We start from the raw sequence: 25,507 nt of genomic DNA, 5'->3' as shown, positions 1-25,507 counted from the left end.
AAAAATATGGATACTATCGCTACTTCCGCTACTACTGTCAGCAACGACGATTTCCTCGCCACCGTTGCTGAAAAATCCAATGGCGCAGCCCTGCGCGGCAACTATGAAAAAGCCGACGAGCAATACGTCGTAGCACAAGACTGGGATGCCTACACAGAAGAAGAACACGAATTGTGGCGCAAGCTCTACCAGCGCCAGATGGAACTCTTGCCTGGCCGTGCCTGCGATGAGTTCATCGAAGCCCTGCACAAGATGGATGCCTCGGGTGGCATACCAAAATTTGATCGTACTTCAGAAGAATTGTTTGCCGCTACTGGCTGGCGCATCGTCGCCGTGCCTGGCCTGATCCCTGAACTGACTTTCTTTGAACACCTGGCCAACCGCCGCTTCCCTATCACCGTGTGGTTGCGCAAGCCTGAAGAATTCAATTACATCGTTGAACCCGATGTCTTCCATGATTACTTTGGTCATGTACCGCTGCTGTTCAATCCTGTCTTTGCTGACTATATGCAGTTGTATGGCAAGGGTGGCTTGAAAGCGATGAAGCTGGGCGGCCTGGATTATCTGGCACGCCTGTACTGGTACACGGTGGAGTTTGGCCTCATCAAAACTGATAAGGGTTTGCGCATCTATGGCGCAGGCATCTTGTCATCTGGCGGTGAAGTCGAATATTGCCTGAAGCCTGGCACACCTTCGCGCCACATCCGCCTCGAGATCGAACGCTGCCTGCAAACTCTGTACAAGATAGACAGCTTCCAGGAAACCTATTTTGTCATCGACAATTTCCAGCAATTGTTTGATGGCACGGCACCAGATTTCACGCCCTACTATGAGCGCCTGAAACGACTCGATGCCTTGCCAGCCAATACTTTGTTGCCAGGTGAAGTTGAATTGCTGCCGTAAGCCAGCAATCAGTCAGCAACAAACCAGCCTCAATGTAAAAAGAAAATGGGACATCAAGCACGATGTCCCATTTTTTATTTTTGCGCAGTAACGGTATTGGATACGCGCGTCCACACCTGGCTGCGGCCATTTTCAGGACTATCCTTGTAGGGCGTGACTTCCAGCTCGGTTGAACTCAGCATGCGCATCTGACAATCATAAGTCTGGCCATCAGCACGGTTGAAAATCTTGCCTGACCAGGTGGCGGCCTTGGTAGACAGGGTAGGAGTGAGACCTGCCATGATCGTCTTGCCCATTGCAGGCGCAGCAGATGCTTCCAGCACCCGGCTGACCTTGCCGCACAAAGCCTGACCGCATTGACCAATTTCTACTTCCAGATTGCCACTCTGCGTCAGCCAGGTGCCTGCAACTGCACCCTGCTTGCTGGTTTGCTGGTTGCCCTGGATTTCAGCCTCCACCGATGCCAGATAATAATCAGACAAACCTGCTTGTTGTGCCTGTGCAGACCAGGCACTCATCAATAAAGTGGCGCAAGTGGTGATAAGGATAATTTGCTTTTTCATGTTGACTGTCCTTGATTTATAGAAGTGATGAATTCATCACGGCAAGATCATTAGACAGGAGCAAGGTATCTGGCACATGTCAGGAAATGCCTTATTTGCATCTACATATGTGCCGACGGCATTCAGATACACTGGGATACAAAAGATTTTGTCCCTGCCGCGATTTAGGCTATAAAGCTTCATGAACGAACCATCAAGAATGAATGCAAAGTCCAGCGCATGGAAAACACTGAATCCCCGGATCACATCCTCATCGTTGATGACGATGCAGAAATACGCGAACTGACTGCCCTGTACTTGCGCAAGAATGGCAACAAGGTCAGCACGGCAGCAGGCGGCAAGCAAATGCGCGCCTTGCTCGAAGGAAGTGCCATCGACCTCATCGTGCTTGATATCATGATGCCGGGCGAAGATGGCCTGAGCCTATGTCGTGAATTGCGCTCTGGCCCGCACAGAGTCATTCCCCTGTTTTTTCTGACGGCACGTGCAGAAGAAACTGACCGCATAGTCGGACTGGAAATGGGTGCCGACGATTATCTGACCAAGCCTTTCGCCGCACGCGAATTGCTGGCCAGGATCAAAGCGGTCTTGCGCCGCACGCGCATGCTGCCTCCCAAGCTGCGCGAACAAAGACCACCAGCGATGTTGCAGTTTGGTGACTGGCAACTCGATACCCTGGCACGTCATCTGCTCGATAAAGACGGTGTCATGGTGACACTCAGCGGGGCTGAATACCGTCTGCTACAAGTCTTTGTCGAGCATCCACAAAAGGTGCTTAACCGTGACCAGTTACTGAACATGACCCAGGGCCGCGATGCCGATCTGTTCGAACGCTCCATAGACTTGCTGGTCAGCCGCCTGCGTCAGCACTTGCGTGATGATGCGCGCGAGCCGCGCTACATCAAAACCGTGCGCAGCGAAGGTTATGTATTTTGTGCACAAGTCACCGCACATGAGGAAGTCTGATGCATCTCATCGAAAGCCCGCACTGGCCGCACACCCTGTTTGGTCGCCTGTGCCTAATTTTACTGAGTGCCCTGCTGATGGCCTATGCACTATCGTTTGCCTCGTCGCAATGGGACAAGATGCAGGTCAGGAAAAATCACATGGTCTATTCGGTAGGCAAGGATGTCGCCAATGCGATTTCCTTTCTCGACCGCCTGCCAGTCAGCGAACGCCAGGCCTGGCTGGGCAAACTGGCCCGCAACAACTATGAATATACTTTGCAGGCGGCCCCTGCGGATGCCACGGACAGCATAGATCTGGACATTGCCAACGAGGCCATAGAGGCCATTAAAAATAACCTCGAACATCCAGCAAAGATCAGGATCAGCGTAAGTACGGAAGGCGATAAAAAAATCCTGCAATTGCATCTGGCCTTGAGCGATGGAGCACCAATCACTATTCGCCTCACCGCATCACCTTACACCATACAGTGGAGCATGCTCTCGCTACTCTGCGTACAGCTTGCCATCGTCATGCTGGCAGCCTGGCTGGCAGTCAGGACAGCGACACGCCCGCTGGCGATGCTGGCTGAAGCAGCCGATGCGATGGTAAAGCCAGGTGCCAGGCCACAGTTCCCTGCCCGGGCACCGCGTGAAGTATTCCGTGCCGCAACCGCCTTCCAGAACATGCAAGAACGCATAGATACATATCTGGCGGAACGCATGCAAATCCTCGCATCCATCACCCACGACCTGCAAACGCCCATCACCCGCCTGCGCTTGCGTACCGAACTGATGGAAGACGATACCCATCGCGACAAGATGCAGGCAGACCTGCAAGCCATGCAAAAACTGGTAGAACAAGGCCTGGCTTATGCCAAGGTACAAAATCAACTACAAGCCGACCAGGAAGCCGGCAGCAAGATCAATCTCGACGCCCTCGCAGGCAGCCTGGTGCAAGACTATTGCGACACCGGGCAGCAGGTCAGCCTGCGAGGCAATAGCGGCCAGACTCTACAAACCCGCCCATTGGCCCTGTCACGCCTGCTGGGCAACCTCATTGACAATGCCCTCAAGTTTGGCAGCGAAGTAGAAGTTATTCTGGGCAGCGACCAGCAGTGTGCCGTCATCACCGTACAAGACCGCGGCCCCGGCATCCCCGAAGACCAGTGGGACGCCGTCATGCAACCTTTCGTACGACTCGAATCCTCCCGCAACCGTGAGACTGGTGGCGCAGGTCTTGGCCTGGCTATCGTCGCGCAACTGGCTATACAGCTACATGCAGAAGTAGGCTTTGCCAATCGTGAGGGTGGGGGTTTGGCTGTGAGTGTCAGATTGCCTTTGCAGGCTGGTGTGGAGTAAATCGGTGTGCAATTTATCGCGAAGAATGTGAGTGGCGGCCGTGGTGACGTTGAATTTGACGTTGGGGTTGCTGTTGAATTTGACTTTGCAGTTGCAGTTGCAGTTGTTTTTGACTTTTGCCGTTCCCATGTGTAGACGCCGTTTGTGCGGTACAGAAAATGGATTAGAAATGCCCGTGTTTGAGCGCAGCGAGTTTCGGGCATTTCCCATTTTTTGTACTGCACAAACGGGAACCCCTTTAGGGGCGGCTACGCCTGGGTCGCCTTTCTTTGAATTCTTTCTTTGGCGACGCAAAGAAAGAATTTCGGCTGCCGGGCCGAGACCCGGCTTGGTACTACGAAGGGCAATCGCTTTAGTCAACGAACGACGCTGGATTCCAGCCAAAAACACGCTGGAATGACGCTAAACTTATTGCTGTCTAATTGAAGGCCTAGCAGCCAGGTAAGTATAAAAAGTCGTTTAGTCGATATGCATCAAAATGCCAAGATGCCGATCACACCCTCCAATACTCCCCCTCCGCCCTCTCCATCAAGCCATTCATAATAAACTCCCGCCGCAAGGTCGCAAAATCAGCATGAAACTGCAGCAAAAACGCATTGATATCAGCCTCCACGTAACGCCGTTCAAACTGTAATTGCTCCACCAGCCAGCGCAAGATCACCAGCCGTTTTTTACGCTGCTCAGGAATACTCACCAGACGCCCGTTCTTGACGAAGGACTTCATCACCCGCTCAGCTTCAACGTCAGTAGACTGCAAATCCAGCATGATTTTAGTAGCATCCCAGTTCGCGTTGAAACGTTCCGTGCGACTGGATTGCAGTCGCTGCTGCGCCAGATTCAGCCAGCTTGCGCTTCCATAACCCTGCACCAGATCATGCCCGATAACATTCCAGAATTCAGGTGCAGCACTAATACCCAGCGCCTGCAGATAATCACCGGTAACGACCAGATATTGACAGCGATAGGGCAGCAAATAACCAGCTTCATTAGCCCGCAATTGCTGCTGCGCTTCGGCATAACTGGCATACCAGTGATTGATGAAAACAGCCACTTCGGGACCATGCCAGAAGTCCCCCATGTCTTCACCAGGTCTGGCCTCGCCACCGAGGACGATGCGGGCATGTTCCCAGTTCTGAAAACCGGCGTCGGCTGCAGCCAGGTTCATGCAGTGCTTGAGTTGCCAGCTTTCAGGGATTTCCCAGTTGCGCTGGCGGCTTAAGATCAGGGCGCGTTTGCTGGCTGCGGTATTACGTGTCTCCAGCAATTTTTGCAATAAACGAGCACGCGTTTTGATTTCTGTAGTAAGTGCGTTCATGCTGTAGCTCCAGTCAATATGGGCTGTAGGGCAATGAACAATGATGGGTAGTATGACGATAACATGATGAACTCCAGTTCGCTTATCGACGACCCGCTGACGTCAAACGAAACATGGCAATTATCACATTAATATGGATGTGCATTTGCAGGGTGAGAGCCTCTTGTGCGGGAAGGCGCCCCTTAGCACCTGCCGTGATTGTAGGCCAGTATAAAAACAACGTCAACCATCTTTAACTTCGTGAATATGTCTTGAAACCGAGCTGCTTCTCTGCTAAACCCTGATAATAAGCAAATCATTATTTACTTTCTGACCAAACACCGTGGTGTAAAAGGGGAGAGTTTTGATTCATCAATCCGCAAGCGAAGGGCATGGCCATGCCTCAAACGACAGCATACTGATCGTCGATGATGCGCCGCCGAATATAGGTTTGTTGTATGCCGCGTTGCAACAAGCGGGTTACCAGATTTATGCTGCAACTTCAGGAGCCCAGGCGCTGCTGATCGCACACGAAGTACGGCCCAACCTGATCTTGCTTGATGTCGTGATGCCAGGCATGGATGGCTTTGAGACTTGCAGGCGACTCAAGAATGAGGCAGCAACTGAACAAATCCCTATCATTTTCATTACTGCTGCCAATAGCACCGAAGACATCGCCAAAGGTTTTTCGGCAGGTGCTGTCGATTACCTGAGCAAGCCACTACGCGTGGACGAGTTATTGATCAGGGTAAAAATGCATTTACAAAAACAGCATTTCCTGCTGGTTCAGCAAGAGCAAACAGAAAAACTCAAACTCATTGTCGATAATATGTCCGAGGCAGTGGTCTTGCTGGATGCCAAGGGCCAAATAACATTTAGCAATCCGGCTTGCCATGCTGGCTTGGGTTACACCGGTGATGAGGTTCTAGGCAAATCCATCACTTCACTTTTAAGTGAACGCCAGCCTGCCAGTTGCCTCAAATTTTTTTCAACAGACAGCGACCTTAACATCAGTAGCCCAACCCACTGCGGCCCCAGCGAAGTCTGCGTGCAGCATAGCAGCGGCAAAGCCCTCAATATGGATTTGACCCTGGCCTCGGTCTTTTTACAAGAACGCCATTATGTGGGCTTACTGAGGGACCGCCAACCAGAATTGCAGCATCATGCAAGCTTGCTGGCGGCAGACTGCGATCCCTTGACCAATCTGGCCAATCTGCGACGTTTTGAAGTAACTCTGGAACAATGCTGGCAATACTGTTTGTCCATTGTCATGCCAGTTTCACTTTTGCAGATACGCATCCATCAACGTGAAGATTGCTACCACCATGCAGAACGCCATGCTGGCGATCAGATATTACAAGAAATTGCCAGGATTTTGCTAGTGCAGGCCAACCGCCGCAATGGTTTGGCGGCACGTATCGCCGAGCATGAATTTGCCTTGCTCGTGCCAGATTTAAGCAAGGAAGCAACAGCATTTCTGACCCATACGTTGAGAGATGAACTCATGCTCTTGCTCAAGCAAAAAATACCTGCCTCAAGAACAGAACGCGAGAAGGCAGGTGGTATCAGTATTGCCTACGCCAGCCAGGTGCCGCATGCTGGTCAGACTGGAAAGCAACTTTTGGATGTCCTATCGAATGCCTTGCCAACCCGCCAGTGTGATGAGGTTAGCCGCATCATCGCCACAGAAATGTAAATGAGTAGACGTAGCTATCCAGACTCAAGCATGAGGAAAAAATATGTCCATAAATAAACAGGAAAACACGGCAGAGTATCTGGATGATACTCCCGTGATTTCTGCAGAAGAAGAAATACTCAGGCGCTCACCTCCCTGGCGCATACTCATCGTCGACGACGATCACAACACCCATACCGCCACTTGCTATGCCCTGGACAACCAAAGCTTTCGTCAACGTCGCTTTGAGTTTATCAGTGCCTACAGTTCGGAAGAGGCATTCGTGATCTTACGCGATACTCCCGATATCGCACTGGTGATACTCGATATCATCATGGAGACTTCCGATGCTGGCCTGCAACTGGTCAAAAGAATACGCAATGAATTGAATAATCATCTGGTACGCATCGTCTTGCGCACAGGCCAGCCCGGGCTGGTGCCAGAGCACCGTATCGTCATGGATTTTGATATTGACGATTATAAAAGCAAGACCGAACTGGGCGGCGGTAAATTGTTTACCATGGTAGTTTGTGCCTTGCGCGCGTATGACAATTTATGCGAGATGATGGCGGCACAAAAGGCGCTCGGCAATTCCTTGAAAAAAATCCAGAACCTGGAAACGGCGTTGAACCAGCATGCCATCTATGTGATTTTGGACCGCAGTGGCAACATCATCGCCGTCAATGACAAATTTTGCACAATTTCAGGCTGCAATGCCGTTGAATTGATGGGCAAGACATTTGATCATCTATGTCTGCAATCCACGACCAGCAGTGCATTGAACGATATATGGGTGGCCATGGATAAAGGCGACATCTGGCAAGGCACGGTCGCCGGGAAATCCAGCCTGGGCAAGTCTTACTGGATGAACACCAGTGTCGTGCCCTTCATGGATCATGATAATCAGCCCCAGCAATATGTGGTCGTCGCCACCGATGTCACCGAGGCCAAGCTTGCCCAGCAAGAAGTGCTGGAACTGAACCGTGACCTGGAGCAAAGAGTCATACGCCGTACCAATGAATTGGAATTGGCCAAACTCGCTGCTGAAAAAGCCAACAATGCCAAATCAATTTTCCTGGCGAACATGTCGCATGAAATACGGACACCACTTAATGCCATTTTTGGATATGCGCAACTCTTGAGCAAGGACGATCGTTTGCCCGCCGAACTGGCAAGCATAGTCGCACCGATAGAAAAGTCAGGCGTGCATTTACTCAATCTGATCAATGACATACTTGATCTATCGAAAATAGAAGCAGGCCGCATGACTCTGGAATTTGGGCAAATCGACCTGGAGAGCCTGGTCTCCGAGGTCAGCGACATCTTTGCCATGCGTTGTGCACAAAAAGGGATACACTGGCATTGCGCGACCAGCTTTGCGCCGGCAAGTTACTTACTGGGCGATGGTGAAAAACTGCGTCAGGTCTTATTGAATTTGCTGAGTAATGCTGTCAAATTCACTGATTGTGGTGAGGTCGTTCTGACGATCACAGAAAGTGCCAGCGACAAACCTGATCACGCCCGCCTCAGCTTTGAAGTCACGGATACTGGTCTTGGCATACCCGAAGAACAGCAGTCCCTGGTGTTTGCTCCCTTCCATCAGGCGGAACCAAACAACAAGCGCGGTGGCACAGGTTTGGGACTGGCCATTTCAAATCGCCAGGTGGAGCTGATGGGCAGTCGCTTGCAACTGGCATCTACGCCGGAACATGGCTCCCGGTTTTATTTTGAACTGGAATTGTTGCGCATACAAAATGCCACACCAACAAGCAACCGCCCTGTGCACGGTAAAATCAGCCTCTTGCCCGACCAGCAGTTGAACGTCCTGGTGGTAGATGACATAGAAGAAAACCGCGATGTACTAGCGCGCATGCTGAAAAGCCTGGGGGCAACAGTCAGGCAGGCCGAGAATGGTGCAACTGCCCTGGAAAGCCTACGCGCAACACCTGCCGACATTATTTTTCTAGATATCCGCATGCCGGTCATGGATGGGATAGAAGCCATGCGTCACATACGCGCAGAATGGCCACAACCACAGCCAAAATGCGTGGCACTGACGGCCTCAGCTCTTCTACATGAACGCGAACACTATATGCTGGAAGGTTTTGATGACTTCATCGGCAAACCTTTCTTGTTCGACACCATCTATGCCTGTCTAGGCAAGCAACTGGGCATGCGCTTTACCAGCAAGACAGAAGACTCGCCTGAGATATTGACAAAACCCACCATGGTCAAGTTGCCAGAACGATTCCGGGAGCGCTTGCTGACAGCAGCCAGAACAGGCTGGGTCAGTGGGCTGGAATCCACTCTGGCTGAACTGAAACAATGCGGCACCGTAGAAGCAGCTTTGGCCAGTCATTTGACGAATTATCTGATGCAATATGACATGGATGGTCTGGAACGCGAACTGATGACAGGATCCGAGCATGTTTAGACTAGGCAGCAATCCAGCCAGGAATCGCGAAATGGCCTTGTTAATCGTCGATGATATGCCGGACAACATCGGAGTCTTGCGTGGCATGTTGTTACCTTATGGGCATCAGTTGTTCGTTGCCACATCTGGTCAGGGTGCGCTGAACATTGCCGCCCAGGTGCCGCTGGATCTGATCTTGCTGGATGTCATGATGCCCGGCATGGACGGTTTTGAAACTTGCCGCATGCTGAAAGCAAATCCGCAGACCAGGGAAACACCGATTATTTTCATCACGGCAAAAACGGATACCCAGGACATCGTCGAAGGCTTCAATCTGGGTGCGGCCGACTATATCAATAAACCAGTACGGATGGAAGAAGCACAGGCTCGCATACAAACACAATTGCAGATACGCAGTTATATCCTGGAGCAGAGAGAACAGGCAGAACGCATGCGTGCCATCGTCAACAATATGGCAGAAGGCTTGCTCATCATAGAAGCAGATGGCCGCATACAATCCAGCAATCCTGCGGCAGATTACCTGTTTGGCTATGCACCGGACCAATTACAGGGGCATTCGATTTTTGATTTGCTCGATACTGCTGCCAGCCAGGAATACCATCATTATTTCAGCCGCATCGCCAGTGATGGTTCGGGCATGCAAATCCCGCAGCATGGCAGTCGTGAGGTACAAATAAAACATCATAGCGGCGCCATGCTCAATGTCGATTTATCCATCATGCCCATGTTTGTACGGCAGCCGCTGTTTGTCGGTTTGCTGCATGATATTACCCGCCACAAATTGTCTGAACATGCCTTGCGCAGAGAAGCCAGTATGGACGCCCTGACCAATGTGGCCAATCGTCGCCATTTTGATGCAAGCCTTGAAAACATCTGGCAATACGCCGTCGAGAATGAGCAAGAACTTTCCCTGATCTTGCTGGACGTAGATCACTTCAAGCACTACAACGACACCCTGGGACATCAGGCAGGTGACCGCTGTCTGCAACAAGTTGCACAGGTCTTACGCACAATTGCGTCACCACCAGCTACCCTGATAGCCCGCTACGGTGGCGAAGAATTTGTGATCCTGTTACCCAATACCGGTCAGCAAGATGCCCATGACCTGGCATGTCAGGTGCAATCCGCCATGGAAGCCAGGCAATTGGCGCATCCTGCATCAACATGCTCTGCCTGGGTCACCGTCAGTATAGGTGTCTGTAGTCTGCGACCGAATGCGGCAATCAGCAGCGAACTCTTGTTTCTGAATGCTGACCAGGCCATGTACCAGGCCAAAGAGTCTGGCCGCAACCGGGTCTGCACAGAATTCGGCCAGGCAGAAAAAAGTGTATGACTAATGCAATGCGGGCAAGCCAGCCAACGACACACCAAGGACGATCAGCACGGCGCCGATAAAACGGTTCAATACAACTTGTTGCCTGAGCATGCCGGCACGCAGGCGGTTGTCTGAAAAAAACAAGGCCACCAGGCTGAACCATATCCAGTGGGCGACAGACATGAACAAGCCATAACCGATTTGTGCCAGCAGGCTGGTATCAATTTGTACCACCTGGGTATAGGTGCTGACTACAAATAAAGTGGTTTTGGGATTGAAGGCATTGGTCATGAAACCAGCACGCAAGGCCGGCCAATTACCCATCTTCTGCCCTGCCCCTGCCTCTGCACTGATGACGGCACGGGCAAAAAAAGTCTGGTAACCGATATAGATCAGGTAGATCGCACCTATGATCTTGATGGCAAAATACAGGCTGGGTGATTTTGCAATCAGCAGGCCCACGCCCAGCATGGTATACATGACATGCACTTGCACACCCAGCGCGATGCCGCTGGCGGCCAGCAGGCCTGCACGGCGACCATACAGATAACTATTCCTGGTGACCATGGCAAAGTCTGCTCCAGGGCTGATGACGGCCAGGATGGTGATGATGGCGACGGCAATGAGTTCTGTCATGTTTTTCCTAAAGATAAAATATTCATTTGTGATCCGATTTGTGATCAAATATCACGCATGAACAGATTCTGAAGGCAGACAGTCGATTTGAAAATCGATATATACTCAAACATATCATTGAGAAAATCTCACAGATGAGCTATCACCTACCATCGCTGAATGCCATACGCGTGTTCGAAGTCGCTGCACGCCATTTGAGCCTGGTCAAGGCTGCGGAAGAACTGCATGTGACCCACGGTGCTGTCAGCCGCCAGATCAAGCAACTGGAAGAAAACCTGGGCCTGGAATTATTCGAGCGCCGCAACCGTGCCATCTTTTTAACGCGCGCTGGACTGAGCCTGCAAGGCACTTGCACTGACATCATGAGGCAACTGGAAGCAGGCCTGCGCCAGCTCAGGCAGGCAGATGATCAACCTCTCGTAGTCTCATGTGAACCGACCATAGCCATGCGCTGGCTGATTCCACGCCTGGGTAAATTCAGGCAACTACACCCTGAACTGGAAATTCATTTGTTTGCCGCTGGCGGCCCTGTCGACTTGCGTCATGGTCACATAGACCTGGCATTGCGGCGTAACGATTTTGTCTGGGATGCAAACTATCATGCGACCAAAGTTGCCCGGGAATTGATCGCCCCAGTTTGCACACCGAGCCTGCTGAAGCAAGGTAAGCCAGCGCTGAACCAGCAATGCCTGTTACACACTGCAACCCGGCCAGACGCCTGGCCACAATGGCAAAAACTCAGCGGGCAAGCTGTGCGTGGCAAAAGCCGGGCGACCTATGAACATTTTTACCTCAGCCTGCAAGCAGCTTGCGCGGGTCTTGGCGTCGCCATGGCATCAGCCTATATGGTGGAAGATGAAATCCGCAGCGGGCAATTGCTGGCGGCGCATAATTTCAGGGCAGATGGCAGTGATTATTTCTTGCTGTCAGCGCTGCCCTTTGATGAGGACCGACGTCGCCTGGCATTTCTGGAATGGTTACAGCGGGAATTTGAAGTGACGGCACAGACCGTCACTGGCCAGTATCAGTAGACGCTGGGTTCACCAGGTGGGCGTGTTTTGAAACGTTTGTGTGCCCAAAAGTATTCTGCGGGCGCCTTCAAGATTTCTTGCTCAATAAAGGCATTCATAGAGCGCGTAGCGGCCACGATATCGTCACCCGGGTAATTTTTCCATGGCTCGTGGAAAGTCACTTTCCAGCCCTGATAGTTGGGCAAAATAGTGGCAATGACGGGAATGACTTTGGCACCGGTAGTCGCCGCTATTCTTGGCACTGCTGTCAATGTGGCAGCGGGCACCCCAAAGAAAGACACGAACTCGGCATCCTTGGCACCAAAGTCCATGTCTGGCAACATGAAAAAGGGCAAGCCTTCACGCATGGCGCGGATAATGGGCTTAACGCCTTCAGCCCGGGAAAACAGTTTTACCGGACGAAAGCGCGAGCGCCCCTTGCGCAGGGCTGCATCAAACACCTTGCTGCGCTGTTGAGTATAGATGGAGCATAGTGAGGATTCCAGCATGACTGCCACGCCTGCCACATCCAGGCTGACGAAATGCGGGCACATCAAAATAGTCGGGCCATCAGCCATTGCCGCCATCGGTACGGCAGGATCTATCTGTATCAAACGCTTCAGGCGCGCCTCTGAAGCCCACCAGAGTATGCCGCGCTCCAGCACGCTGCGGGCATAGACCTGAAAATGCCGTTTTGCCATGGCCAGCCTTTCAGCTTCGCTGAGTTGTGGCAAACAAAGTGATAAATTTGTCAGCGTGATATGTCTGCGCTTGCGTATCACCATGAACAGCAAGCTACCAACACCCTCACCAAGACGGCCCAGCACTGGTAAAGGCAACCAATGCAAAACCCACATCAACACCAGCACTGCCCTCATGCCTGGCCCCGGTCAAAACGGGATTCAGGTGAGTCGATGCCGTCCGGCTTCTTGTAGCGGTTATAACTCCAAAAATACTGTGCGGGCGCGCGGGCGATCAATTTTTCCATGCCGCGATTGATGGCCGTGGCCTGGGCCACAGGATCAGTACCCAGCTCCTCTTCAAAAGGCACGAAGCGAATCACATAACCGCGCCCACCCGGCAGGCGTTCGGCATAAGTCAGGATAATCGGTGCACCTGTCATGCCATGCAATTTGGCAGACAAAGTCATGGTGTAGGCGCGTTTGCCAAAAAATTTGGCCCAGACGCCCTCGCCTTCTTGAGGCACCTGATCAGGCAACAAGCCTATCGCCTCGCCTTTTTTCAAGGCTTTGGCCATGATACGCACGCCAGACAGATTGGCAGGTGCAAGCAAGAGATTTTCGCGCGCCCTTGCTCCCTCTATCAAAGGCTTCAGGGCAGCTTTGCGTGGTGGCCTGTATAGGACCGTCAGGCGGGTTCGGACTGCAATGCTTTGGGCAACAATTTCAAAACATCCCAGATGAGGTGTCAAAAAGATCACGCCATTTTTGGCATCCAGTGCAGTTTGCACAAGCTCCCAATTCTCTATCGTAGCGGTTTTTAATACCCGGTCTGGCTTGGCGCACCAGATAAAGGGCAACTCCAGGATATTCTTGCCAGCCTCTCTTACGGCCTCATGCAAATGGCCCGAGAAACCGGCGCGGCTTATATTGTGCTTGAGGCGACGGCGATACGACCCGGACAGCAAATAGACGAACCAACCCAGCGCGGCTCCAGAAAAATGCAAGACCGACAATGGAAAAATGGAAAGAAAACGAAACAAAGTGACAAGCATGACGCCGCTCAAGTATCAGTATAATAATAAGGGTATATTCGACAGACTAGACAGAACGAGCGTAAAATATCACACATTGGCTGGCTTGATTACATAAAGCTGGCTACCGCCGAGTTAACAGACAACTTGCGAGGCGGTTAATAAAACTCGCTAAAGCGTCGCAGGACTCTTCCGACTGCGGCACATTTATTACGGTCAATTTTTTATAGGAGCCTGCGATGGCTAATGATTTTCTTTTCACCTCTGAATCGGTATCCGAAGGACACCCGGACAAAGTCGCCGATCAGATTTCCGATGCAATTCTGGATGCGATCTTTGAACAAGATCCACGTTCCCGCGTTGCCGCTGAAACCCTGACCAATACAGGTCTGGTGGTTCTGGCTGGCGAAATCACCACCAATGCCCACGTTGATTACATCCAGGTAGCACGCGACACCATCAAGCGCATTGGTTACGACAATACTGAATACGGAATTGACTACAAAGGTTGCGCAGTGCTGGTTGCTTACGACAAGCAATCCAATGATATCGCCCAGGGTGTAGACCAGGCGTCGGATGATCACCTCAACACCGGCGCTGGCGACCAGGGCCTGATGTTTGGCTATGCCTGCGATGAAACACCAGAACTGATGCCTGCGCCGATTTACTATGCGCACCGTCTGGTAGAACGCCAGGCACAATTGCGCAAGGATGGCCGCCTGCCTTTCCTGCGTCCTGATGCCAAGAGCCAGGTCACCATGCGCTATGTTGATGGCAAACCGCACAGTATCGATACTGTCGTGCTGTCCACCCAGCATCACCCTGACCAAAGCGAAACCTCGACCAAGATGAAACAGTCTTTCATCGACGCTGTCATTGAAGAAATCATCAAGCCAGTCTTGCCGAAAGAATGGTTGCTCGACACCAAATTCCTGATCAACCCGACTGGCCGTTTCGTTATTGGCGGCCCACAAGGTGATTGTGGCCTGACTGGCCGCAAGATCATTGTTGATACCTACGGTGGTGCCTGCCCTCATGGTGGCGGTGCATTCTCTGGTAAAGATCCTACCAAGGTTGACCGTTCTGCTGCCTATGCTGCACGTTATGTCGCCAAGAATATCGTCGCTGCTGGCATCGCCCGCCAGTGCCAGATCCAGGTCGCTTACGCGATTGGTGTAGCACGCCCGATGAACGTGACTGTGTATACTGAAGGCACAGGCGTCATCCCTGATGACCAGATCGCCGCTTTGGTGAACGAGCATTTTGACTTGCGTCCAAAAGGTATCATCCAGATGTTGGACTTGCTGCGCCCTATCTATTCCAAGACAGCCGCTTACGGCCACTTTGGTCGTGAAGAGCCAGAATTCACCTGGGAACGTACCGACAAGGCAGCAATTTTGCGTGCCGCTGCCGGACTGTAGCCTCTTTATTATTTTAAGTAATAGGTAGCACTGGGAGTAGAAGCAAGAATGCCGGTCAGTTTTATCAGAAGTAAGTTCTGCGCATCTCGCTGCAAAAAACTCGGTGCTTTGTTTGCGGTGGCTGGCCTGTTGGCCATGCCATCTGCAAACAGCCTGTCTGCTACGCCAGCGCCTTCAACTGCACCACCACCTGTTCCAGCCAAGCCAAACGTCAAACCCAAAACCATCAGCGACTGGTGTACACCACTGGTAGCGCGCCTGCCCAAGGTCAGCCTGGCTGACTGCAAAAACAGCAAGCTCAGCCCCACAGGTGCCAATTCGCTCAATGGTTTCCCAGTATTGTTCCGCGATATCAAGGCTGATGCCAAGCATCCGCAAGCCATACGTGTGCTGCTGCTGGGTGGCATACATGGCGATGAGCAAACAGCATCCTCCGTCGTGTTCAAATGGATGGACACCATGCAAAAAAACCCGCTGGAATTTAACTGGCGCATAGCGCCTGTGGTGAATCCTGATGGCCTGCTGGCACCCAAACCACGCCGAATGAATGCCCGCGGCATAGACCTCAACCGCAACTTCCCCACGCCAAACTGGCAAAAAGAAGCGCCAAGTTACTGGGCGCGCGTGACCCGCAGCGACCCGCGTCGATATCCAGGCAAAGCCCCGATTTCTGAACCAGAAAGCCGCTGGGTCTATGAAACCATAGAAAAATACAAGCCCGACGTCATCATCTCGGTGCACGCGCCTTTTGGCGTACTGGATTTTGACGGCCCGGCCACACCACCCAACCGCTTTGGCCGCCTGATCTATAACCGCGTTGGCGTCTACCCAGGCTCCCTGGGCAACTATAGCGGTCTGCACAAGGATATCCCTGTGGTCACCATAGAACTACCCAACGCCACGCAGATGCCGCCAGACGCCGAAGTACAACGCATCTGGCAAGATATGCAAACGTGGATACGGCAAAATGTGGCAGCGCCGCTGAAGACGGCACATAATCCCTGAGACTGCATTGCCGCACCGCTTATTCTGCTATGCACTGGATTACTTGGCCGCTTCATCTTCTCGCAAAAAGGCCATGGTCCTGTTTTGCTCCCGCAACCATTGCTGCGCCAGGTTTTGCATTTTTTCCAGAGATATCTTCTCAGTCATATCCCTGACCGTAAAATTCCAGCTCCAGTCATTTGCAACGATGTAACGTGGGAGTGATGTTACATAACGCTCTGGGTCATTCATGCGTGACTGAAAACCTTTTGCCATTTTCGCCTTGGCACGATCCAGTTCAACTTGAGTGAAAGGATGTTCCAAAATATCTTTTTCCAGACTCAACAGCCTGCTCTTGGCATCGGGCAGCAAATTACCTGAGCCATATGGCAGCAGCGATCTGAAGACCAGGATACTGTCATCCATATATGGGGTCACAAAAGCACTGATTTTTTCTGTTATCGTGTCATCCGCAGATTTTTTTGCCAGGCGTCGTTCTTCCATCATGCCAGCAAGTAAATAGACAGCGGCGAAATCTGAATTGCCAACAGGTGCAACACGATAGGCACTGATAACACCAGGCGCTGTGCGTTTATAACTTATGCTTATTTCTTGCGCAGAGGATTGAACAATAGGTTCAAATCTCCTATGCAGCAGCGCAGCTTCAGGTTTGGGTATGCTGGCAAACCGGGCTTGAATAAGCTGGAGCATTTCTGCGACATCAAAATTACCTGCAACAATCAAGCTTGCATTATCAGGCCGATAATGGCTTTGCCAGAATGCTCTGAGTTTAGCCAGATTGATATTTGCCAAGTCACTTTTTCTACCCAAAACATCGCGGCCACTTCCCTGCCCAGGCCTCATCGCAATAGCAGCATTTACCAGCAAGCTTACTTCGTGATTACTGACTTTATCATCCATCTCTTGATAAACTTCCTGCAATACAGTTTTCAAGCTGTCTTCATCATAATCAAAATGACTCATGCGCTCTGCATCCAGCGCCAGTACCCACTCCAGTTCTTTACGGCTGGCAATATAATTTGTTCTGTAATAGGTAAAATCACTGCTGGTAATGCCCAGACGATTGATATGCTTTACTTTTAAATCCTCTGCCAATCTGGGGTAAAGCAAAGAACTGCGCTGTGCGACAAAGTGCTCAAACATATGCGACAATCCCGATTCACCCTCCAGCTCGCCAGCACTACCTGTACGATAGACCAGATTAACAACGTAAAGGCTGGATTTGAAGTTTGGCATTAACAAAATCTGCAAGCCATTCTTCAACTGATACTCTTGTACATCTTCGATAGTACGAACGAAGCGTGCTTGAGTCTCATCACTTTCGATAATCAGTGTCTTCTCTGACTCAGCGGCCAGACTGCATACCTGAATTTGCCAGGTAAAAATGAGCAACATCAATCTGAAAAAAGTGCGACTGATCATAAATATGAAAGCTCTTTAAGAATTTACGTGGATTTTATTAATTTTTACTTAATGGAAATTGCCGCATTGACGCATTTCGCTTTCCATAGACTATCTTTAAAGAACATGTTTTTTTCAGTTTCCTGGCTGGATTTCAACAGCAAGCAGGCTAAGCGAAAATCGAAATCGCCAATGATGGGGTTGGCAGATAAATCTTCGATCTCTGACTTGGTAGGGATATACCACCCCAAAATCTGATTGTCGGTCTTATTAATGAAATCGAGCAATTTTGGTTTTCCAGAAAAATAATCTTCATCCCGTTTCTTTGCCCATGCGTAGGCAAGTATGTAAAAAGGATTAAATCGGTCCCAGGTTGACTTTCCCAGCCAATACCTGTCGATGCCGCCGTGAAATCCAAGTACGCCATTGATTTTTCGTTTTTTTGCAGGCAAGAAAAAGATGTTCGCACATGCGGAAAGGCAATATCCATCAACTTCTATTTCCAGATCGTCGTCCTGTATGAGTTTGCCTATCTTATATGAATCAACCGCGTCGCCACCAAGGCTGTTAAACACCAGGCGTTTGGTAATGCCTTTCTTGTACAGCGACATAAACTCAGCGTATGATTTTTTCAGGGTGACATTGCCGTGAAACCTGAGAGTATGGGTATCAACAGAAATCCAGCCGCAAGGATTTGGATGGACGCAGTTAGCCTGCAAGAATTTTTCTGCAGCGTCGCCAAATTTAGAGGAAGTATTTATTTTTCTTGATTCAGCGAATGTAGATTTCGGCAGTAATCCCAACAATAAAGAACACAAAATGAACTGGCAAATCCGATGGCCGTGATTAAAAAAATTTTCTTGAAATTTCATTGAGTCAAATCCAGGAACCAAGGCCGCCTTATTTAGAAACGACTTGATAATCTATATTGCTGACGACATTTCTTCTTGCAACTTTTATCTATGGAAACCAGCAAACTTGTGCATCGCCAGCAGGTTTATCATGCAATCTTTTGTATTGCTAAGCAAAAGGGCAAAAATAAATGCGTCCGTCATATTGATCGGCGAATTTTTCCAATTTCTAGTAGCAAGTATCAATATTGAGAATAAAAGAAAGGCCAGACCTAATCCTATTGATTCCCGCGCTTTGGGCACTATTCGGGCATCAAGCTTTTTATGTTCCTTGAAGCTATCGTAGCCATAAAAAACCAGGAAAGCCAGGGCTGGCAGCCAAAATCCCAGTAGTGGCGCCTTGTTGAAAATAGCTAGTGCCGCAAAGTAAATCAGCACAGAAATATTGCAGAAGATGAGCCCATAAAACATTATTTGCTTGCTGCGGACATCATTTGTTTGCGTAGAATTCATTTTTCTCATTTTTTAACAATGACAACGGCACCTGTGTGGGCAGAACTGTAGGCAAGGGAATCTTGTTTAAAGCATAAATGAAAGTCTCCCATTAATGTTAAAAAAAGTTAAAAATATATTTATATCAATTATTGCCACTATTTGATATACATTTGCTAAAATCGCGCGCGCTGAAATGCCAGGTCAGGCAAACAGGGCCGCAGCAATTTCTTGCCACGGCCCTCAACTATTTGATTGAATGATCAATCATCTCAAACTGATGGTTTGCCTTTTCCACGCCGGGTCTTGCCACTTGTAGAACACACTCAAAGAACCCGGCTTGTCTGCACCATTTTCAACTTGCAGGCTATCCATGCTGACGACTTCAAAGCTCTTTTTGAAGCGGCCTTCGACTTTGGCTTCACGGGCTACCAGCATCTTGTTGGTGCCTGGCACCCAGCCTGCAAATTCTGCATAGCCGAGATCAGGGTCAGTATTCGCGGGTGGCAGGATGTCGATAATCCAGCCCTGGCTGGTCTGGTGGAATAGCCAGAGTTCGCGCCAGTTTTCCATGGGTTGTACGGCCAGTGTCAACGCTGTGTTTTGAGCATTGGCGCGGGCGGATGCGGCCCAGACTACGCTATAGGTGCAGCGTTTTGCCAGAGGGGTTTTTACGTCATGTTTGGCATCGGTCAGCATGACGCAGGTTTCGCCTGGCTGGCCTGGGGCGGTGATGATGTTCAGGCCGGGTTTGGGGATGATCGCCGGTTCAACCGCCCAACGCGTTGCACCTACACGCACACCAGCGTCGGCGTAGGCATACACATCTTCATCGGTGAATTCTTCTTTGTTGACTGCTGCCAGTTCTGTCAATGCGTGGTTGGCGGCATCTTCCACTTTCTCGCCTTTGCGAGCACGCTGAAAGGCGATGCTGGACCAGACGCTGGCCTTGCGCATGCGCATGCGGTTTTTCAGATACTCGGGCAGGCTGGTGGTATTGACCTTGTCAAGTACATCGGCGCGCCACTGGTCGAGGGCATAGCGCTCGGTCGGGCGCATGGTGGGGTCTATGCAATCCTGCCTGGTCAATGCCAAGGCAGCGCGGGCTTTTTGGTCGGGCGTGGCATTCATGGCAAGTACGCGGCGGAATGCTTCGCCGTCATAACAGAGTTGCATACGGCCTTCGCGTTCATAGCCTTTGATGTTGATGCCGTAATTGGCGACCACTTCCAGGTGGGCTGCAATAGTCGCTTCATTTTGCTTGGGTTGTTTGCTGGATGCGCGTCTGGCAAGGCGTTCTGCCATGCTGCCGAGCGCATCAAAAGCTTCTGCGTTTATCGCTTTGACTGGTGCTGCCTTGAGGTAGGCAGCGGTATAACTGATGCCAAGTGATTCTGCGCCCGGGGTGTCACGCAGAAAGCGGATGACGGCGAAGGCATCGGGCGCATCGTCAGGCTGCATGGACACCAGGCGCACTTGTGAAGCCTTGATATAACCAGCACGTTCGCGCCTGTGGTCATACACTTGCAGGTAGTCGAGTTTTTCACCACGGATTTCCAGGCTATCCCCCTGCCACAGCACGGCTTGTTGTTGTGCGCCATCCTTGGGAGCAGCGCGCAATTGTGCCTGGTCCTGGGTGACAACAGCGAGTACGGCGACAGCAGCTAAAGTAGCAAACATGATTATTGGCTCTCTTTGTTTTCATTAGTGGTTTCTGTTTCAGCTTCTGTCGATACTTTTTGCATACCCTGCTTGCCGTTCCTGCCGCTACCCAGCAATGCGGCACCAATGAAGCTGCCATCTGTTGGTGGTGGTGCGATGATGACCGAGATCTTGTCTGACAATTTGTCGGCCATGGTTTTCTGTATCAACAAGGGGTGCTTGGTCAGGAGGGCACCTTCCCTCTCCATCTGCACGCTGGTGACCTTGCCGACCAGGTCTTGTCGGTAGGCTTCTGCATCGGCCAGTTTGCGGCGTGAATCGGCTTCACCCTGGGCTTCGATGACGCGTGCCTGGGCTGTACCTTCCGAGGTTTTGATGCGAGATACCTTTTCTGCCTCGGCCTCAAGCTTGCGTTGCTCTATCTGTTTTTGCTTGAAAGGCAGGACATGCTTCATGGCTTCTTCCTCTGCTTTTGCAGCGATGATTTGTTCATTGCCTGCAGCTTCTGCCGCCTTCTCGCGTTTGATCTTGTCGGCGTCAGCTTCCAGTGCAGTTTGTTTTACCTGTTTGTCTTTGAGTTCCAGGGTGTAGCGCATTTTTTCGCTTTCCAGTTCTTCGGCCAGCAGTTTTTCCATGCCGCGTTTATAGTCGGCAGGCAAATCGATCTTGCCCATCGTGACACTGCGCAGGATGATACCGTCAGCGGCCAGCCTGGGTTTTAGTTCCGCTTCGATCTGCTTCTGGATTTCTGCACGTTTGCTGGAGAATATCTCGCGTACTGTATACATGGTGAATGCCTTGTAGATCACGCCCTGCACTGCCGGTTCAACGATGTCGGTATTGATGTTCTCTGGCAGGCTGGTGGACATATTGGTCAGCTTGGTTGGGTCAACCGCATAACGTATGCTCAGGTCTACTCCAAGTGACAAACCTTCTACCGACTGGAAAGGAGCATCACCATCGGCACGGCTGCTGCGACTTGGCCGGTATATCTGGTCTTGCAGGTTGAACAGGCGCAGCTCATGCAAGCCGGGGATGACGATCAGGGCACCGTCGCGCACCTGGTCAGCATGACCGGTCAGCTGATTGATGCGAACGCCGACTTCACCACGTGAAATATGCTTGATTGGCGGGTGGGTGCTGATGGCGTAGATGGCACCACCGACCATGCTGAGAACTACCAGGCGCTTGAAAGTAACTTTGCTGAACATGCCTGATTCTGTCGTGACCCTGGCCCCCGCTTTGATTCCCGATGCGCTTTTGCTGAAAACGGAAGACAGAGTGGATCTTACGGCTTGTACCAGGGATTTGATACGGTCAGACATGATAGCTCTCCAATGTGAGTGATTTTTTAGGGTTGGTGCTTGGCATTTGCCCTGCATCCCTGAGACACATCATGCGCTGTACTGGACGGAACATACAATGCTGGGGCGGGGGCAGAAATATCACTGTGGCAAGCTATTTATTCCGCGCCTGGAATAAGCCTTGCCGCGTGTGAAGAAAAACTCACAGCGGCTTTATGACTTTTGCTTGAAAAGCGTAGATACTGCGGATATTGAGATTCTTGCCGGAGAAACCCGTGGTCAAAGTAGCTGTCATTGAAGATGATCTGCCCACCAGCAATCAGTTAAAAACCTGGATAGAAGCAGCAAAGCCGGGCATACAGATAGACCAGTGGTTCAGCCGCGATGATGCCGAAGCGGCCATCGCGCGCGAAAACTATGATCTGGTGGTGCTCGATATTGAACTGGGGCGCGAGCGTCATGCCGGGGTTGCCATCATCAATGCCATCAACAAGCAGCATGCAACGCCAGTGCTGGTGGTGTCTGCCATGCCGGCCACCATTTACCGCAGCATCATGAAAGCGCTGGACGCCTGGGATTACCTGCAAAAAGCCACCTTTGAAGAAGCAGATTTCATCGAAACTTTTCTGGAAATCCTGCGCTCGGTCAAAGAACGCAAGCTGCACAAAGAGAGCCAGAGCGCTGCTTATAAAGAGGCAGCGAAATCCCCAGTCGCCGACCAGCTTAGCATGGACCCTTTGCGCCAGCGCACTCCTATCTGGCGCGGCCAGCGTATCAACCTGCCGCTGACTGCCCAACGCATACTGGCAGCCCTGTTTGCCCGCCGCGGCCAGGTAGTGTCGTATGAAGACTTGTATGAAGTCGTCAAGAGCGGGCGCAACCGCGACAATATACGCAAGCATGTGTCAACCATACGCGATGCCTTCCGCGAGATTGATGCAGATTTTGAGTGCATAGAAAACGTCCCCATGCGCGGTTTCAGATGGATGGATGACGACGCAGGCAGAAGCTGAGATGGGCAAGTTCTTGCTGGCGACTTACCGGCTGCGAATATTATTTCGCGGCGTTTTTCTATTGCTGGCGCTGGCAACCGTGGGCCTGGCGCTGTCTGTCTTGCAGCAGGAAAAACAGCTCAGCTATAATAATTACCAAAGCAATTTCAATAAAACTCGTCTGCAAATATCGGCCACGCTGCGTCACCCTGCGGGGCAACTGGCGTTGCTGAATCCGCCTGCTGACAAACAGCGCGCTTCCTTGCGACCGCTATTGTTACCCTATTCTGCGATCGATTTTGATGACCAGAACAAGGTGCAGCAAGCCATCGCCATGTCGGGCTGCCTGGTGCAATATGGTAATGAAGGTGCACTCTGTAGCGGCATAGGCAATAACCCCTGGGCAGGCGGCTTTATTTATATTGCGGGTAACTTCAACAGCAACCAACTGGTCTCGCATAAACGTGGCAATGAAAGTCTGACACAGGCGCACAGGCTGAAAGTCAGCGTCAGCCTGCGCGGCCAGACATATCGCTGGATCGCTCCGTTTGAAGAAGAGATTGCACCAGCAAGGCAAAACCAGGGCGTGCGCGGACGCTGGACCGGGTTCAATGAAAGCGAAGCCAACAGACCAAATGCGCGCCCCATAAGGGACTTTCGCGGCTGGGCCTGGCAGCAGGCGATCTGCAACCAGGCGGATCAGGATGACAAGGATACTGACTGCCAGAAAAATACTTTTTTCTCGCTGCGTTTGCCTATACCGGTTTTACAAGAAGCCTTGTTTGAAAAGAAACGCCCGGTCTGGCCACCGCAAGACCTGGACCAGATGGAAGTCAGCCTGTCCGTGCTGCCACCCGACTCTGAAACCGCCCTGCTCGATAGTAAGAATGCCCCGACTGCTACGCCGTTTTCTCTTAAGGATTTGCAAGACAATCTTTTGCCTGGAGAAACCCTGCGCATACGCAAGCGCGATGCTCAAAACACCCAGGATGACTTGATCAATCTGACGGGCGCCTTTGAACAAATTGATGATTCATGGAATGTATTGACACGCCTGATACGCCGCCTGCCTGTGGATGAGTATGATGTCCCGATGGAGAGCCGGGAAACCATCAGCACACCATTAGCGAATTATGAAGTCTTGCTGAAGGGTGACGTGCGCAGTGTCAGCAAGAGCCTCAGCGTAGTTGCCAGCCGGGTGTCCTGGTTTGTCGGTGCGATGTTGCTGGCGCTGACAATGGCCTGGCTGTTGATCGAGGTCAGCATCATACGGCGCATCACCCTGCTGACCAAACGTGCAGTATCACTGTCGAAGACCATGAAGCGCGCAGGCGAGCTTGAGCAATTCGATGTCAGTGATTTGCGCAGCCCGGATGAGCTGGGTGTGCTGGCCAGTTGCCTGCATGATTTGCTGAGGCGGGTAAAGGAAGATGTTGAACGCGAAACCATACGCACTGAGCAAGAAAAAGAAATGTGGCATGCCGTCGGTCATGAAATCATGTCGCCGCTGCAGTCTTTGATGGCCTTGCATGGCAATGCAGATGACCAGAGCAACCGCTACATCAGCCGCATGCAGCAGGCCATACGTGTTCTGTATGGCAGTGCTTCACCGAGCGAGGCATTTCAGTCCACCGTATTGCAAGTCAGTGAAATTGATATCACCCTGTTCCTGAAAAACGTCGCAGACAATGCGCCCATGGTAGGCATACCGGATGTCAGCTACCATGGCACGGATGATGTCGTCATGGTCAAGGCAGATGAATATTCGCTGGAAGATGTGGTGACCCATGTCTTGCGCAATGCCGAGCGTTACCGCAAGCCAGGCACTGCTATCAGTATCCAGTTGCAGAATACTGAAACGGCGGCGACCATCACTATCCACAATGATGGGCCGCATATTGCAGACGACCTGATCGACAAGATATTTGAATACGGTGTGTCAGACCAGCATGACTCTGGTGCAAACGGTAACCGCGGCCAGGGGCTGTTTGTGGCCAAGACGTATATGGCGAAGATGGGGGGGACTATCAGTGTGCAGAATGTGGAACGGGGTGTGAGTTTTGTCCTCACTTTGCAACGAGGAAATCCTTAAATCTGTAGAGGGACGAAAACGACGACACTGGATTCCGGCCAAAAACACGCTGGAATGACGTAGCTGATGCACGGAAAAATATAACTCATCCAGTCTATATCGTTTTCAATAAATTATTAAAAATACACCAATCCAGCGACTTCAGCAGTTTTTGCCGAAAAAGCAAAACTTAGTTTTGCTTCACACCGCAAATGACGTCGCACTATCGGAAAACATCGCTTTAGAATCCTTGACGGGTGCGCTGAACTAAATGCCTGCTCACGGGGTCAATTACTGCACTATCTATATAGTCATATTCAAACCCTTGAGAACCTGTTTGCGATCTGTAGCGAGCGAGCGTCAGCGGGGTGAAGAGCAGCGCAAAAAGCGGAATGCACTCTAGTACATGAGCATTTTGAGCAGCGCATGAGCCCCGATCACGCTCGCGCAGTAAGATC

The 25,507-nt window shown here is 51.2% G+C and carries 21 protein-coding genes; 11 read left to right on the top strand and 10 right to left on the bottom strand.

The window, feature by feature from the left end; all coding sequences use genetic code 11:
• Nucleotides 1-6: 6 nt before the first annotated feature.
• Nucleotides 7-903, top strand: a complete 897-nt coding sequence (gene phhA / locus H8L47_RS08745; RefSeq protein WP_186953205.1) for a phenylalanine 4-monooxygenase — start codon at nt 7-9, stop codon at nt 901-903.
• A 74-nt stretch (nt 904-977) separates the two neighbouring features.
• On the opposite strand, the gene H8L47_RS08740 is transcribed toward phhA, so the two are convergent.
• A complete protein-coding gene (locus tag H8L47_RS08740) occupies nt 978-1,466 on the bottom strand; it encodes a DUF2147 domain-containing protein (RefSeq protein ID WP_186953204.1) in 489 nt (162 codons plus the stop codon).
• A gap of 219 nt (nt 1,467-1,685) precedes the next feature.
• Between H8L47_RS08740 and H8L47_RS08735 the strand changes: the two genes are divergently transcribed.
• Nucleotides 1,686-2,432, top strand: a complete 747-nt coding sequence (locus H8L47_RS08735) for a response regulator (protein WP_186953203.1) — start codon at nt 1,686-1,688, stop codon at nt 2,430-2,432.
• Nucleotides 2,432-3,772 (top strand): ATP-binding protein, encoded by a 1,341-nt coding sequence (locus H8L47_RS08730; protein ID WP_186953202.1) that lies wholly within the window; start codon nt 2,432-2,434, stop codon nt 3,770-3,772. Before H8L47_RS08735 ends, H8L47_RS08730 begins: the two co-directional genes overlap by 1 nt.
• Before the next feature lie 493 nt (nt 3,773-4,265).
• On the opposite strand, the gene H8L47_RS29395 is transcribed toward H8L47_RS08730, so the two are convergent.
• On the bottom strand, nt 4,266-5,087 hold the full coding sequence (locus tag H8L47_RS29395) for a DUF2087 domain-containing protein (RefSeq protein WP_222616463.1): 822 nt from the start codon (nt 5,085-5,087) through the stop codon (nt 4,266-4,268).
• Between the two features lie 343 nt (nt 5,088-5,430).
• Here H8L47_RS29395 and H8L47_RS08720 point away from each other — a divergent pair, with 343 nt between their 5' ends.
• Genes H8L47_RS08720 through H8L47_RS08710 form a run of 3 tightly spaced genes read left to right on the top strand, consistent with a single transcriptional unit; the run spans nt 5,431 to nt 10,508 of the window.
• On the top strand, nt 5,431-6,762 hold the full coding sequence (locus tag H8L47_RS08720) for a response regulator (RefSeq protein WP_186953201.1): 1,332 nt from the start codon (nt 5,431-5,433) through the stop codon (nt 6,760-6,762).
• Between the two features lie 43 nt (nt 6,763-6,805).
• Nucleotides 6,806-9,175 carry a response regulator gene (locus tag H8L47_RS08715; protein WP_186953200.1) on the top strand — a complete coding sequence of 790 codons (2,370 nt, stop codon included), beginning with the start codon at nt 6,806-6,808 and terminating at the stop codon, nt 9,173-9,175.
• Nucleotides 9,168-10,508, top strand: a complete 1,341-nt coding sequence (locus H8L47_RS08710) for a diguanylate cyclase domain-containing protein (RefSeq protein ID WP_186953199.1) — start codon at nt 9,168-9,170, stop codon at nt 10,506-10,508. The genes H8L47_RS08715 and H8L47_RS08710 overlap by 8 nt, the downstream gene beginning before the upstream one ends.
• Here the strand turns inward: H8L47_RS08710 and H8L47_RS08705 are convergent, their stop codons facing one another.
• Entirely contained in the window at nt 10,509-11,126 is a 618-nt protein-coding gene (locus tag H8L47_RS08705) for a LysE family translocator (protein WP_186953198.1), read from the bottom strand.
• 134 nt (nt 11,127-11,260) lie between these two features.
• Between H8L47_RS08705 and H8L47_RS08700 the strand changes: the two genes are divergently transcribed.
• Nucleotides 11,261-12,157, top strand: coding sequence for a LysR substrate-binding domain-containing protein (locus tag H8L47_RS08700; RefSeq protein ID WP_222616462.1), 897 nt, complete (start codon nt 11,261-11,263; stop codon nt 12,155-12,157).
• Here the strand turns inward: H8L47_RS08700 and H8L47_RS08695 are convergent.
• On the bottom strand, nt 12,151-13,014 hold the full coding sequence (locus H8L47_RS08695) for an LpxL/LpxP family acyltransferase (RefSeq protein WP_186953197.1): 864 nt from the start codon (nt 13,012-13,014) through the stop codon (nt 12,151-12,153). The two genes, H8L47_RS08700 and H8L47_RS08695, sit on opposite strands and share 7 nt — an antisense overlap.
• On the bottom strand, nt 13,011-13,871 hold the full coding sequence (locus tag H8L47_RS08690; RefSeq protein ID WP_186953196.1) for a lysophospholipid acyltransferase family protein: 861 nt from the start codon (nt 13,869-13,871) through the stop codon (nt 13,011-13,013). Before H8L47_RS08690 ends, H8L47_RS08695 begins: the two co-directional genes overlap by 4 nt.
• 218 nt (nt 13,872-14,089) lie before the next feature.
• Here H8L47_RS08690 and metK point away from each other — a divergent pair, with 218 nt between their 5' ends.
• A complete protein-coding gene (gene metK / locus H8L47_RS08685; protein WP_186953195.1) occupies nt 14,090-15,271 on the top strand; it encodes a methionine adenosyltransferase in 1,182 nt (393 codons plus the stop codon).
• Between the two features lie 135 nt (nt 15,272-15,406).
• The gene (locus H8L47_RS08680; RefSeq protein ID WP_186953194.1) at nt 15,407-16,276 is read left to right on the top strand and encodes a M14 family zinc carboxypeptidase; all 870 of its coding nucleotides are present in this window, start codon (nt 15,407-15,409) and stop codon (nt 16,274-16,276) included.
• A gap of 39 nt (nt 16,277-16,315) precedes the next feature.
• Here H8L47_RS08680 and H8L47_RS08675 read toward each other — a convergent pair whose 3' ends face one another.
• The 5 genes from H8L47_RS08675 to H8L47_RS08655 form a co-directional block, all read right to left on the bottom strand.
• Nucleotides 16,316-17,671, bottom strand: coding sequence for a M16 family metallopeptidase (locus tag H8L47_RS08675; protein ID WP_186953193.1), 1,356 nt, complete (start codon nt 17,669-17,671; stop codon nt 16,316-16,318).
• Between the two features lie 71 nt (nt 17,672-17,742).
• On the bottom strand, nt 17,743-18,549 hold the full coding sequence (locus tag H8L47_RS08670; protein WP_186953192.1) for a hypothetical protein: 807 nt from the start codon (nt 18,547-18,549) through the stop codon (nt 17,743-17,745).
• Between the two features lie 84 nt (nt 18,550-18,633).
• The gene (locus tag H8L47_RS08665) at nt 18,634-19,041 is read right to left on the bottom strand and encodes a hypothetical protein (RefSeq protein WP_186953191.1); all 408 of its coding nucleotides are present in this window, start codon (nt 19,039-19,041) and stop codon (nt 18,634-18,636) included.
• A gap of 246 nt (nt 19,042-19,287) precedes the next feature.
• A complete protein-coding gene (locus tag H8L47_RS08660; RefSeq protein ID WP_222616461.1) occupies nt 19,288-20,700 on the bottom strand; it encodes a hypothetical protein in 1,413 nt (470 codons plus the stop codon).
• A gap of 2 nt (nt 20,701-20,702) precedes the next feature.
• Nucleotides 20,703-22,007 carry an SPFH domain-containing protein gene (locus tag H8L47_RS08655; protein WP_186953190.1) on the bottom strand — a complete coding sequence of 435 codons (1,305 nt, stop codon included), beginning with the start codon at nt 22,005-22,007 and terminating at the stop codon, nt 20,703-20,705.
• 254 nt (nt 22,008-22,261) lie between these two features.
• On the opposite strand from H8L47_RS08655, the gene H8L47_RS08650 reads away from it, so the two are divergent.
• Entirely contained in the window at nt 22,262-22,999 is a 738-nt protein-coding gene (locus H8L47_RS08650; RefSeq protein WP_186953189.1) for a response regulator transcription factor, read from the top strand.
• Entirely contained in the window at nt 22,977-25,070 is a 2,094-nt protein-coding gene (locus H8L47_RS08645; protein ID WP_230413665.1) for a sensor histidine kinase, read from the top strand. Before H8L47_RS08650 ends, H8L47_RS08645 begins: the two co-directional genes overlap by 23 nt.
• Nucleotides 25,071-25,507 lie beyond the last annotated feature (437 nt).

The organism is Undibacterium umbellatum (assembly GCF_014284125.1).
Lineage (GTDB): Bacteria > Pseudomonadota > Gammaproteobacteria > Burkholderiales > Burkholderiaceae_D > Undibacterium > Undibacterium umbellatum.
This window is presented reverse-complemented; position numbering and strand designations above follow the sequence as displayed.

What these genes read in the sequence shown, in the direction of transcription:
- H8L47_RS08690 (WP_186953196.1), bottom strand. Translation starts at nt 13,871, where the DNA reads ATGCTTGTCACTTTGTTTCGTTTTCTTTCCATTTTTCCATTGTCGGTC.
- H8L47_RS08695 (WP_186953197.1), bottom strand. Translation starts at nt 13,014, where the DNA reads ATGAGGGCAGTGCTGGTGTTGATGTGGGTTTTGCATTGGTTGCCTTTA.
- H8L47_RS08645 (WP_230413665.1), top strand. Translation starts at nt 22,977, where the DNA reads ATGACGACGCAGGCAGAAGCTGAGATGGGCAAGTTCTTGCTGGCGACT.
- H8L47_RS08655 (WP_186953190.1), bottom strand. Translation starts at nt 22,007, where the DNA reads ATGTCTGACCGTATCAAATCCCTGGTACAAGCCGTAAGATCCACTCTG.
- phhA (WP_186953205.1), top strand. Translation starts at nt 7, where the DNA reads ATGGATACTATCGCTACTTCCGCTACTACTGTCAGCAACGACGATTTC.
- H8L47_RS08670 (WP_186953192.1), bottom strand. Translation starts at nt 18,549, where the DNA reads ATGAAATTTCAAGAAAATTTTTTTAATCACGGCCATCGGATTTGCCAG.
- H8L47_RS08735 (WP_186953203.1), top strand. Translation starts at nt 1,686, where the DNA reads ATGGAAAACACTGAATCCCCGGATCACATCCTCATCGTTGATGACGAT.
- H8L47_RS08730 (WP_186953202.1), top strand. Translation starts at nt 2,432, where the DNA reads ATGCATCTCATCGAAAGCCCGCACTGGCCGCACACCCTGTTTGGTCGC.
- H8L47_RS08680 (WP_186953194.1), top strand. Translation starts at nt 15,407, where the DNA reads ATGCCATCTGCAAACAGCCTGTCTGCTACGCCAGCGCCTTCAACTGCA.
- H8L47_RS08665 (WP_186953191.1), bottom strand. Translation starts at nt 19,041, where the DNA reads ATGAATTCTACGCAAACAAATGATGTCCGCAGCAAGCAAATAATGTTT.
- H8L47_RS08705 (WP_186953198.1), bottom strand. Translation starts at nt 11,126, where the DNA reads ATGACAGAACTCATTGCCGTCGCCATCATCACCATCCTGGCCGTCATC.
- H8L47_RS08700 (WP_222616462.1), top strand. Translation starts at nt 11,261, where the DNA reads ATGAGCTATCACCTACCATCGCTGAATGCCATACGCGTGTTCGAAGTC.
- H8L47_RS08660 (WP_222616461.1), bottom strand. Translation starts at nt 20,700, where the DNA reads ATGTTTGCTACTTTAGCTGCTGTCGCCGTACTCGCTGTTGTCACCCAG.
- H8L47_RS08710 (WP_186953199.1), top strand. Translation starts at nt 9,168, where the DNA reads ATGTTTAGACTAGGCAGCAATCCAGCCAGGAATCGCGAAATGGCCTTG.
- H8L47_RS08675 (WP_186953193.1), bottom strand. Translation starts at nt 17,671, where the DNA reads ATGTTGCTCATTTTTACCTGGCAAATTCAGGTATGCAGTCTGGCCGCT.
- H8L47_RS29395 (WP_222616463.1), bottom strand. Translation starts at nt 5,087, where the DNA reads ATGAACGCACTTACTACAGAAATCAAAACGCGTGCTCGTTTATTGCAA.
- H8L47_RS08740 (WP_186953204.1), bottom strand. Translation starts at nt 1,466, where the DNA reads ATGAAAAAGCAAATTATCCTTATCACCACTTGCGCCACTTTATTGATG.
- H8L47_RS08715 (WP_186953200.1), top strand. Translation starts at nt 6,806, where the DNA reads ATGTCCATAAATAAACAGGAAAACACGGCAGAGTATCTGGATGATACT.
- metK (WP_186953195.1), top strand. Translation starts at nt 14,090, where the DNA reads ATGGCTAATGATTTTCTTTTCACCTCTGAATCGGTATCCGAAGGACAC.